This is a genomic window from Phenylobacterium sp., from assembly GCF_036501465.1.
Taxonomy (GTDB): domain Bacteria; phylum Pseudomonadota; class Alphaproteobacteria; order Caulobacterales; family Caulobacteraceae; genus Phenylobacterium.
Map to the genome: position 1 here is coordinate 1 of NZ_DASYAF010000137.1, position 10,549 is coordinate 10,549.

11 protein-coding genes and 1 pseudogene are annotated in these 10,549 nt (G+C 69.3%); 4 read left to right on the forward strand and 8 right to left on the reverse strand.

The window, feature by feature from the left end:
* Nucleotides 1-138: pseudogene (locus VGL85_RS14175) on the forward strand (IS481 family transposase); the annotation flags it as partial.
* Here the strand turns inward: VGL85_RS14175 and VGL85_RS14180 are convergent.
* The 5 genes from VGL85_RS14180 to VGL85_RS14200 all read right to left on the reverse strand — a co-directional run bounded on the left by VGL85_RS14180 (nt 135) and on the right by VGL85_RS14200 (nt 5,455).
* Nucleotides 135-851: a sensor histidine kinase gene (locus tag VGL85_RS14180; protein WP_331589603.1), complete on the reverse strand. Its 717-nt coding sequence runs from the start codon at nt 849-851 to the stop codon at nt 135-137. The pseudogene VGL85_RS14175 and the gene VGL85_RS14180 sit on opposite strands and share 4 nt — an antisense overlap.
* Nucleotides 852-951: 100 nt before the next feature.
* Nucleotides 952-2,274, reverse strand: coding sequence for a Xaa-Pro peptidase family protein (locus tag VGL85_RS14185; RefSeq protein WP_331589604.1), 1,323 nt, complete (start codon nt 2,272-2,274; stop codon nt 952-954).
* A 37-nt stretch (nt 2,275-2,311) separates the two neighbouring features.
* Nucleotides 2,312-3,619: a S1C family serine protease gene (locus VGL85_RS14190; protein ID WP_331589605.1), complete on the reverse strand. Its 1,308-nt coding sequence runs from the start codon at nt 3,617-3,619 to the stop codon at nt 2,312-2,314.
* Between the two features lie 48 nt (nt 3,620-3,667).
* Complete coding sequence (locus VGL85_RS14195; protein ID WP_331589606.1) at nt 3,668-5,032, reverse strand: S1C family serine protease; 1,365 nt, start codon at nt 5,030-5,032, stop codon at nt 3,668-3,670.
* A gap of 69 nt (nt 5,033-5,101) precedes the next feature.
* Nucleotides 5,102-5,455 (reverse strand): VOC family protein, encoded by a 354-nt coding sequence (locus VGL85_RS14200; protein WP_331589607.1) that lies wholly within the window; start codon nt 5,453-5,455, stop codon nt 5,102-5,104.
* Between the two features lie 152 nt (nt 5,456-5,607).
* On the opposite strand from VGL85_RS14200, the gene VGL85_RS14205 reads away from it, so the two are divergent.
* Nucleotides 5,608-6,036: an OsmC family protein gene (locus VGL85_RS14205; protein ID WP_331589608.1), complete on the forward strand. Its 429-nt coding sequence runs from the start codon at nt 5,608-5,610 to the stop codon at nt 6,034-6,036.
* 12 nt (nt 6,037-6,048) lie between these two features.
* On the opposite strand, the gene VGL85_RS14210 is transcribed toward VGL85_RS14205, so the two are convergent.
* From VGL85_RS14210 to VGL85_RS14220, 3 genes are all read right to left on the reverse strand, one after another.
* Nucleotides 6,049-6,888, reverse strand: coding sequence for a DMT family transporter (locus tag VGL85_RS14210; protein WP_331589609.1), 840 nt, complete (start codon nt 6,886-6,888; stop codon nt 6,049-6,051).
* Nucleotides 6,885-7,562, reverse strand: coding sequence for a methyltransferase (locus VGL85_RS14215; RefSeq protein ID WP_331589610.1), 678 nt, complete (start codon nt 7,560-7,562; stop codon nt 6,885-6,887). The genes VGL85_RS14210 and VGL85_RS14215 overlap by 4 nt, the downstream gene beginning before the upstream one ends.
* Before the next feature lie 217 nt (nt 7,563-7,779).
* Nucleotides 7,780-8,223 carry a hypothetical protein gene (locus tag VGL85_RS14220; RefSeq protein WP_331589611.1) on the reverse strand — a complete coding sequence of 148 codons (444 nt, stop codon included), beginning with the start codon at nt 8,221-8,223 and terminating at the stop codon, nt 7,780-7,782.
* A 166-nt stretch (nt 8,224-8,389) separates the two neighbouring features.
* Here VGL85_RS14220 and VGL85_RS14225 point away from each other — a divergent pair, with 166 nt between their 5' ends.
* A complete protein-coding gene (locus VGL85_RS14225; RefSeq protein WP_331589612.1) occupies nt 8,390-8,896 on the forward strand; it encodes a GFA family protein in 507 nt (168 codons plus the stop codon).
* A 100-nt stretch (nt 8,897-8,996) separates the two neighbouring features.
* Nucleotides 8,997-10,549: S10 family peptidase (locus VGL85_RS14230; RefSeq protein ID WP_331589613.1), on the forward strand; the 1,553-nt coding region annotated here is incomplete at its 3' end.

Consider the following 10,549-nt stretch of genomic DNA (forward strand, 5'->3'; position numbering starts at 1 on the left):
GACGCCTACAACTTCGCCAAGCGGCTGAAGACCCTACAGGGCCTCACACCCTACGAAGCCATCTGCAAGGCCTGGGCGGATAAGCCGGATCGCTTCAGGATCGATCCCGTCCACTTGACCTCGGGACTGAACACCTAGTCCTCGCCGTCGTCGCTCGGCGCGAAGGAGCGCGATCCCGTGCGCCGGGCCGACGGCAGGGGCGCGGTGAGCGTGAAGCGCGCGCCGCCCTGGCTGGTGGCCTCCAGCAGGCCGCCCAGCTGGCGCACGATCGCCTGGACGATAGTCATGCCCAGGCCGCCGCCCGAGCGGTGCGCCGCGAAAGCGGGGCTGAGGCCGCGGCCCTCGTCGGCCACGCTCAGCACCAGCCGGCCGCCCCGCTGGGCGCAGGCGATGTGCAGCGGCCCCGGCGCGCCCCACGAATAGGCATGCTTGGCGGCGTTCATGGCCAGTTCGTTGACCGCGATGGCCAGCTGCTGGGCCATGTCGGCCGGGACGTCGACCGCTTCGGCATCGACGTCGCAGGTGAGGCCGGTGCTCTCGGCGATCAGCTTGCCGAGCTCGGGCAGGAAGGCCGCAAGCGCGATGGATGAGGCGTCCGCCTGGGCCGCCAGGAAACGGTGCATCTGGCCCACGGCGGAGAGCCGCTCGGCCGTGGCGATCAGGGCGGCGCGCGCCTCGAGGTCGCTGACCCGGGTGTGCTCGAAGATCAGGAAGTCGGCGGCCAGCTGCAGGCTGTTGGCCAGGCGGTGGTCGAGTTCGCGCCGCTCGTCCTGAGCCGTGCGCGCCCGCGGCCGGGCAGCCTCGCCCGTGAAGGTGAAATCGACCGCGTTCGGTCGCGACGGATCGGTCACTCGAGCCTCCAACTGAGGCCCCCCAGGGCGCATGAAACGGCGCCCCCGGTGTAGAGGCGGTCAACGAACGTGGTTAAGGCGGATTAAGTTTTGGGCTCGCCTAGATCGGATCGTCGATCGACCGGGCGAGCGGGGTGAACAGCTTCGGCCCGTCCATGGTCATGCGCCAGCAATCCTCCAGGCGGATGCCGAACTCGCCGGGGATGTAGATGCCGGGCTCGTCGGAGAAGCACATGCCGGGCGCCAGCGGGGTCGTGTCGCCGTTCACCAGGTACGGCGGCTCGTGCCCGTCGAGGCCGATGCCGTGGCCGGTGCGGTGTGACAGGCCGGGCAGCTTGTAGCCGGGGCCCCAGCCTTCCTTGTCGTAGTAGGCGCGCACGGCGTCGTCGATGGCGCCCACCGGGGTCCCCAGCTTGGCGGTTTCCAGCGCCAGCTCCTGGCCCTTCTTCACGGTGTCCCAGACCTTGCGCTGCTTGGCGGTCGGGGCGCCCATCACCCAGGTGCGCGAGATGTCGGACTGGTAGCCATGCACGGCGCAGCCCACGTCCATCAGGATCACCGAGCCGTCGCGCAGGGTCTGCTTCTGCTTGGAGCCGTGCGGATAGGCGCTGGCCTCGTTGATCAGCACCAGGCTGAACTCCGGCGCGCCGCCCAGCGCCACGGTGGCGGCGTTCATCATCGCGCCGATCTCGCCGGGGCTCATGCCGGCGTGGACATTGGCATGCACATATTTCAGCGCCGCCAGGGTGACGTCGTTGGCCGTCTGCATCAGCGACAGCTCGGCCGGCGACTTGATCAGCCGCACCTGCTTGACCAGGGCGTCGCCGCTGACCACCCGATAGGCCCCGCCGCCGGCCTCGCGCACCCCGTCGACGATGAACAGGCGGGTGGTGGATTCGAAGGCGATGTCGCCGCCCATCACACTGCGGTCCTTCATGGCGCCGACCATGCGGGCGAACGGGCTTTCGTGCTCGTTCCAGGGCCGGACGTCGCCGCCCACCGCCAGGGTCTCGCGCACCGAGGGCTCCTCGAAGGCCGGGGTGACGATCACCACCTCGCCCTTGACCGGGATGATCGCCGCGGTGGTCCGCTCGGAGCGGCGCCACTGGACGCCGGTGAAGTATTCGAGGCTGGAGCCGGATTCCATGATCAGGGCGCCGACGCCCCTGGCGGCCATGGCGCGCTGCAGGCGGCCGATGCGTTCGAGGCGCTCCTCGACGCTGATCGGCTTGGCCTCGGCGGTCATCGGCTTCAACGCGCCGAGGCCGGAGGCCGGCTTTGCGGGCGGACCCTTGGCGGGCGGGGCCTTGGCCGGCGCGGTCTTGGCCTTGGCGTCAGCGGCGAAGGCGTCGGCCGGGACCAGGGCGGCGCCGAGGCCCGCGGCGGCCCCCAGGCCGGCGGTGAGGAAGGCTCTGCGGCGCATCGGACCCATTGGGGCGCTCCGTTGGGATCGCGGGGCCTTAGGGCGTGTGGGCGGCGGCCTCGCGGACGGCGGGTTCCGACGGCGCGGTGAGGTTCAGCGTCTTCAGCGCGTCGTCGATGGGGATGAAGAAGTTGATTCCCACCGGCGCGCCATTGATCACCTGGCCCGAGGCGGTGAGCCCGATCACCCGGCCGGTCTCGTCCAGCAGCGGCCCGCCGGAGGAGCCGTGGTTCACCATCACGTCGCTCTGGATGTAGGCCAGGCCCTGCTGGTTGCGCAGCGCCGAGACGATGCCCTTGCTCATGGTGTTCTGGAACCGGTCGCCCAGCGGCGAGCCGATGGCGTAGACCGTCTCGCCCTGCTGGGCGGCGGCATGGCGCATCCCGAGCGCGGCGCGGCCGCCGGAATCGGCCTTGACCAGGGCCACGTCGCGGCGCGAGTCGGAGCGGATCACCTGGCCCACGCTCTCCGAGCCGTCGGCCCACTTGATCTTCACCACCTTGGCCGCGCCCACCACGTGGTGGTTGGTGAGCAGATAGCCGTCGTCGGAGATCAGGAAGCCGCTGCCGGAGCCCTGCGGCGAGAACACCACGCAGACCGAGGCCGAGGCCTGGGCGATGGCGGGCTTGGGCCGCGCCGCCACCAGGGCGATGGAGGTCTTCGGCGGCGGGGCGGCGGCCAGCACCGGGGCCGGCGTCGTCACCGCCTTCTGGAAGTCGGGCAGGGCGATCAGCCGGCGGACATTGTCGCGGAAGGCTTCGGTGATCAGCTGCTCGGGCTCGCCGTCGAAGCCCTTGGTGGGGGAATAGCCGCCGGTGATGTCGGCGCTGGCGACCACGCGCCGGTCGAGCACGGAATAGACCTCCCAGTGGGCGGTCATCACCACCGCGCCGTCCCACTTGTCGTTGAGGCCGCTCAGGCCACAGGCCTTGCAGAACCGGCCCTCCATGTCGGTGATCTTCACCGCGGCCAGGAAGTCGGGGCTGGAGGCTTCCTGGGTGAAGAGGCCGCCGGCGCCCGGGCTCTTGCCGGCCGCCCGCTTCAGCTCCTGATCGAAGATGGCGGCATAGGCCTGCGGGTTCATCGCCTTCTGGCCGTCCTGCCAGGACAGCAGGCGGTCGTCGGCGAAGGTGGCCTGGTTGCGCATGAAGGCCCAGGGCTCGGGCTTCAGCTCGACGATCATGCGGGTGAACTTCACCACCCGCAGGTCGCCGGTGAGCGTTGGCGCGGCCGCAGGCGGCGGCGCCTTGAGGTTCTTGAGCTTGCCCTCGTCGGCCGCGCGCGCGGCCCCGGCCGAACAGGCCAGGCTCGCCGCCGCCAACGCCAGGATCGCCCAACGCCTCATGCGTCTCCCCTACAGGGCCGAGCTTAACAGAGCCCCTCCGGGAGGTCGTTACGGTTTCGCGCGCGCCTTGGACGCCGTGGCGGTGTGCTGCGGCGGCGTGGGTGCGGCCGGGGTCGGCGGTATGAGATTCAGGGTGCGCAAGGCATCGTCGATGGGGATAAAGAGATTCACGCCCACAGGAACGCCGTTCTCCATCCTGCCCCAGTCGGTGAGCCCAATCACCCGACCGGATTCGTCCAGCAATGGGCCGCCCGAGTTGCCATGGTTTACGGCCACGTCGCTCTGGATGAGATCAAGGCCGTCGATGGTCCGGAGGGAAGAGACGATCCCCTTGCTCAGTGAGCCCTGGAATTGATCGCCAAAGGGCGAACCGAGAGCAAATACGGTCTCGCTCATCTGCGGCTTGGCGAGTCGCAGCGAAAGGGCAGGACGGCCGCCTGGATCGGTCTTAACCAGCGCAATGTCGCGCCGCGCGTCGCTGCGGATCACCTCGCCCAAGGTTTCCTTGCCGTCGGGCCATTTCAGTTTCACGTACTTCGCTACGCCGACAACATGCTGGTTGGTCAGGAGGTAGCCATCGTCGGAGATCAGGAAGCCGCTGCCGGACCCATCATTGGCAAACACTGTCGCGACGGATGCTGTAGCCTGAACCGGGCTCGGCACGATCCTTGCGGCGACAAGATTGATGGGTTGTTCATCCGCCTTCCTGGCCTGCACTGTGGGGACTCCACCAGGAGGGGCGGATAGAGCGTGTTGAAAGTCTGGTGACGCGATCAACCTTCGCACGTTGTCTCGGAAAGCCTCGTTGACCAGCCGCTCCCCGCTGCCCTCTAAGCCTGGCTTTCCCTGATTGAATCCCCCAGACGTTTCGATGGCTGCGACGACCTTGCGATCGATGCTCGAATAGATTTCCCATCGAACCGTCATGGTGACCGCCCCGGTCCATCGGCCCACAGAATCCCAGCCGCAGTACTGGCAAAGCCGGGCTTCGATGTCGGTCACACGGGCTCCAAGTTGGAGATTGGCCCGAGAGTCAGCCGTAAATACGCTAGCTTCCTCCGGTCCGTTTCGAGCCCCGGCGCGCGCCAATTCCTCGTCGACAATGGGAGACAGGGTCGACGTCTTGATAATCTGCTGACCGTCTTGCCACTCCACGACGCGGCGTTGGGGACCCACCACGGCCCCGGTTCGACTGTCGCCGTGAGTCTGGACCAGTATCACTGCCCACGGTTCGGGTTTGAGCTGCACGACTAGCCGGGTGAGCTTGATCGGTTGTGTCGTCTTGCCAGTGAATGGCGTTCCGATCTCAGCGGGCGTCGGAGCGACCAGCTTGTCGAGCGTCTTTTCGTCCGCCGCTCGCGCCGAACCCGCCGCGCAGACCAGCGCCACCGCCCATCGAACCAGCAGCTTCATCGTCGTCCCCCCAGACTTCGCCAGCCTATCAAACCGCGGAGCGATGAACAGAACCCTGCAACCTGGGCGCTATGCCTCGCTCCAAACCGCCAGTTCGTTGCCGGCGGGGTCGGTGAAGTGGAACCGGCGGCCGCCCGGGAAGGCGAAGATCGGCTTCACGACCGCGCCGCCGGCCGCCTTCACCTTGGCCTCCATGGCCTCCAGGTCGTGGGCGTAGAGGATCGGCAGGGGCTTGGCGGCCACCTGGGCCGCGTCCTCCGCGGCGCCGTAGAAGCCGCCGTCCAGGCCCTCGTTGAAGGCGGCATAGTCGGGGCCGTAGTCGGTGAAGGCCCAGCCGAAGGCCCCGGCGTAGAACGCCTTCAGCGCCGGCAGGGCGCCGCCGCCCGGCAGCTCCACATAGTCGATCTTGCCGTCCTCGCGCATGCCTGAGGCCTCCGATTGTTCCCATTTTGTTCCTGATTAGCGTCGCCGCCCGCCGGAGTCGAGTCGCCTGTCGCAAGATTGTGGCTGGCGGCGGCCGCGGGCGGGCGCCTAGCTGGCGGGTCGGCGGCAACCCAAAGGACGGAGGCTCTTCAATGATCCGCAAGGCGAGCGCGATGTGGCGTGGAACGGGTCGCGACGGGACGGGCGACCTCTCGACGGATTCCGGGGTGCTGGACGCTGCGCCCTACAGCTACAAGACCCGCTTCGAGGACACGCCGGGGACCAATCCGGAGGAGCTGATCGCCGCGGCCCACGCCGGCTGTTTCACCATGGCGCTCGCCTTCGGCCTGCAGCAGGCGGGGCTGACGGCGCTGGAACTGCGCACCGAGGCGGCGGTCACGCTGGAGGCGGCCGAGGGCGGCGGCTTCAAGATCAGCAAGTCGGCGCTGACGCTCAGGGCCAAGGTCCCCGGACTGGACGAGGCGAAGTTCAGGGAACTGGCCCAGGGCGCGGAGAAGAACTGCCCGGTCTCCAAGGTGCTGAACGCCGAGATCACCCTCGACGCACAGTTGGAAACCTAGGGCGCTGGAGACCTAGAAGGCCAGCAGCAGGGCGCCGGCGGTGATGGCGAGCGCGCAGGCGGCCTTGCGCAGGGTGAAGCGCTCGCCCAGGAACAGGGCGCCCAGGACGGCCGCGAACAGGATCGAGGTCTCGCGCAGGCCCGAGACCTTGGCCAGCGGCGCCAGCGACATGGCCCAGACCACGACCGCGTAGGCGGCCAGGCCCAGCACGCCCCCGCCCAGGGCCTTCAGGGTCTCCGGCTCGAGCCGCAGCGGCGGCAGGCGGCGGCGTATGGCCAGATAGACCAGCGGCATCGGCGCGCCCTGCAGCAAGGTCATCCAGGCGACATAGGAGAAGGCGTTCCCAGCCAGCCGCACGCCGATCCCGTCGGTGACCATGTAGGCGGCGATGAAGGCTCCGGCCACGACAGCGTCGCGCGCGGTCGCGCGGTCCAGGCGATCGCGGCCGCGGCCCAGGGTGATGATGCCGCCGCTCAACAGGGCGAGGCCGGCGATAGCCGGGACCGAGAGCTGCTCGTGGGCGAACACCGCGCCGCCGAGCGCTACCAGCAGCGGGGCCGACCCGCGCGCGATCGGATAGACTTGGCCGAGCTCGCCCTTGTCGTAGGCGCGGACCAGGAACAGGCAATAGCCGATCTGCAGGATCGCCGAGAAGACGGCGCAACCCCAGGCCGCGGCCGCCGGCAGCGGCACGAAGAACACCGCGATCCCCGACGCCACGGCGGCGACGGCGCACATCAGGGTGATCGACCACAGCCGGTCGAGGCCGCTTTTCAGCAGCGCGTTCCAGGTGGCGTGCAGCAGGGCCGCGCCGAGGATCATGGCGACCACCAGGGGCGGGACGGAACTCACGCGAGGTAGCCTTCGGGCATCGCCCACACGGCGGTCTTCTTGATCTCCATGTCCTCCAGCTCGCGGGTGGTGGGCACCCGGTATTCGGCGAGCTTGGTGAGGCCCTGGCGCGGGAAATAGCTGCGTCCCGGATCGCCGATCAGCACGGTGGCGCCGCGGTCGCGGGCCAGGGCCAGCCAGCCCAGGACGCGGGTCGCCAGCGGCTTCTCGTAGCAGATGTCGCCGGCCAGGATGACCTCAGCCCAGGCGGGCGGATCGGCGTCCAGCAGGTCGTGGCCGATGAAGCCCACGGCCACGCCGTTGGCCCCGGCGTTCAGGCCCACGGCCGCCTCGCAGAACGGGTCGATGTCGGCGCAGCGAACCTCGGCGGCGCCGGCCTTCGCCGCGGCGATGCCGACCAGGCCGGAGCCGGCGGCGAAGTCGAGCACCCGCAGGCCGGCGACGAGGCCGGGCTGGTCCAGCAGATAGCGCGCCAGCGCCTGGCCGCCGGCCCAGGCGAAGGCCCAGAAGGGTGGCGGCAGGCCGATCTCCTGCAGGGCCTCCTCGGTCATGCGCCAGATCGGGGTGATCTCGTCGGCCAGGCAGAGCTCGATCTCCGCGACATGTGGCGGCCGCTGGCGGCGCGTGTTGGCGGCGATGAAGTCGCGGCGGCCGGCAAGGGTGGCGGGGATCATGCCGCTTCGTCGGCGGCGCCGCCGGCTTGGTCAAGCTCGCGGCAAAAAAGAAGGCCCCGCCAGGCGGGGCCAGTCGTCGATCCGGAAGGGGATCCGGAAGGTGTGTGGGCTTGGGGGCCTTCGGCCGCCGCCCCGGACCGCGCCTCTCTTGGGAGGAAGCGCCGTCCGGCGACACTTGGCGGCGGCCGGGCCGCCCTCGAACCCCGGCTAGGAAACCCTAGCAGGGGATCCAGTCATAGGCGCCGCGCGCCGGGTTCCACGACCAGTTGCCACAGCTCGCCGGCGGCGGCGCGTAGCCGTAGTCCGGATAGCCGTAGTAGTCCGGCCCGTAGTAGCCGTAGCCGCCGTACCACGGGGCGTCGAGCGCCAGGCCCAGGGCCAGGCCGCCGACGAACGGGACGCCGCCGCGGAAGCCGCGGCCATGGAAGCCGCCGCCACGGAAGCCGCCACCGCGGAAACCACCGCCATGGAAGCTGGAGCCGCCGCGGAAGCCGGAGCCGCCGTGGAAGCTGGATCCGCCGTGGAATCCGCCGCCGCCGTGGAAGCTACCGCCGCCATGGTGGCTCTGGGCGGCCGCGGCGAGCGGGGTGGCGATCAGGGCGACGCTGGCGAGCGCGCCGAGAAGGGGTTTCAAGGGTACTGACTTCAAGATCGGTTTCATGGGGACCTCCTTTTTCCAGAGGCCGCGGGTCACTATGGCCAACGGTCGAACTGGCCCGAGCAGACGGGTCGCCTACCGACATGGGCGCCCACAGACTGATCGCCAGGGCGAAAAGGTGATATCTTTGAGGTCATTAGGTGACGGTATTTCCGAGATGAGACGTGCAATGTCGACGGCGCCGGGCGCCGCAAAGAAGGCCTCAGCCGTCCAGGCCGCGGGATCGTGCGCCTGCGGCGCGGTCAGGCTGGAGATCGACGTGCCGGCGGTCTGGGCCTGGCACGACCACTCCGAGCGGAGCCGCCGGGCCCAAGGCTGCGCCTACGCCACCTATGTGGGCAGTTGGAAGAGCCGCTTCCGCCTGCTGGCGGGCGAAGAGCACCTGACCCGCTACGAGGACGCCGAGGCCGGCACGGCGCGCAGTTTCTGCGCCCGCTGCGGCACCCCGATGCTCTACGAGCGGGCCCGCTCGCCCAAGATGGTCAACATTCCGCGCGCGGTGTTCCGCGAACGGACAGGCCGCGACACCCGCTACCACATGAACCTCACCGAGCAGGCCGACTGGACCTGGATGGGCGAGAAGCTCAGCCCGCTGAAAGGCTATCCGGGCGTCATGTGGGAGCCGCCGCGCAAGAAGAAGCCGGCCCGCGTGGCCGATTCGATGTTCGAGGCCTGAGCCTCCGGGCGCGGAAATATCGGCGGTCTTTCGGCGCGCGGTTGTCAAAGCCGGCCCTCGCGGCCTAGCGTGCGCGCACAATTTTTCGGGGGAACTCCAGGTGCTGAGAAAAGTCTTGTTGGCCGGCGCGGCCGTTCTGCTGACCGCTGGCCTGGCCGCCGCGCAACCGCCGGGCGACGCGCCGGCCGCCAAGTCCGGCTCCCGGACGCGCGGCGCCGCGGCGCCCTCGGCCCAGGTCGCCGCCGACGCGGCGAAGAAGCCTGACGCCAACACCGCCGAGCCCAACGCCGGCGTGCTGTTCAAACCTGAGCGCCACGACAGCGAGGGCGTGGTCACCGTCGAGGGCCAGACCATCCCCTATCACGCCGTGGCCGGCACCATCGTCGTCCACCCGCGCGGTTGGGATGACGCCGCGCGCCGCGAGTCCGGCCCCACGCCGGGCGCGAACCTGGGCGCGGGCGGCAACCCCGAGGCCGAGGCCTCGATGTTCTACGTCGCCTATTTCAAGAAGGGCGCGCCGTCCGCCGACCGGCCGATCACCTTCATCTACAACGGCGGTCCCGGCTCCTCGACCATGTGGCTGCACATGGGCGCCTGGGGCCCGAAGCGGGTGGTCACCGCCGACAACGGCGGCCATACGCCAGCCGCACCCTACGCCCTGGTCAACAACAACTATTCGATGATGGACGTCAGCGACCTGGTGTTCATCGACGCGCCCGGCGCGGGCTTCAGCCGCATCGCCGGCAAGGACAAGGAGAAGGCGTTCTGGGGCGTCGACCAGGACGCCTATGCCTTCGACCAGTTCGTGCTGGCCTTCCTGTCGCAATACGGCCGCTGGAACTCGCCCAAGTACCTGTTCGGCGAGAGCTATGGCACGCCGCGCTCGGCGGTGCTGGTCAACGACCTGACCACCGGCGAGAACGTCGACTTCAACGGCGTGATGCTGCTGTCGCAGATCCTGAACTTCGCGCTCTCGGTGGACGGCGCGGAGAACAACCCGGGCAGCGACCAGGCCTATATCACCGCGCTGCCGACCTACGCGGCCACCGCCTGGGCGCGCAAGCTGGTGCCCGGCGCGCCGGCGACCATCGAGGCCTATCTGAAGGAGGTCGAGGACTTCGCGACCGGGGACTATGCGCTCGCCCTGCAGAAGGGCGCCGAGCTCGATCCCGCCAAGAAGCGCGCCATCGCCGAGCGCTACGCCCACTACACCGGCCTGCCCGCCGCCTATGTGCTGCGCGCGGACCTGCGGATCACCGGCGGCGAGTTCGAGAAGGAACTGCAGGTCGACCAGGGCCTGACCACCGGTCGCCTCGATACCCGCTTCTCGGGCCCCGACCTCGATCCCCTGTCCAAGGAGTCGAGCTACGATCCGCAGTCCTCGGCGCTTTCGTCCGCCTACGTCAGCGCCTTCAACGACTATGCGCGAAAGACGCTGGGCTACGGCGAGGGCAAGATCTTCAAGCCGTCGGTCAATGTCTTCCGCTTCTGGGACAACAACCACGTGCCGCCCGGCCGCGGTTTTGGCGCGCCGCGCGCGATGCTCAACGTCATGCCGGACCTGGCCAACGCCATGAAGCAAAACCCTAGCCTGAAGGTGATGCTGCTGGGCGGCTACTACGACCTGGCCACGCCCTTCTATGAGGGCTGGTA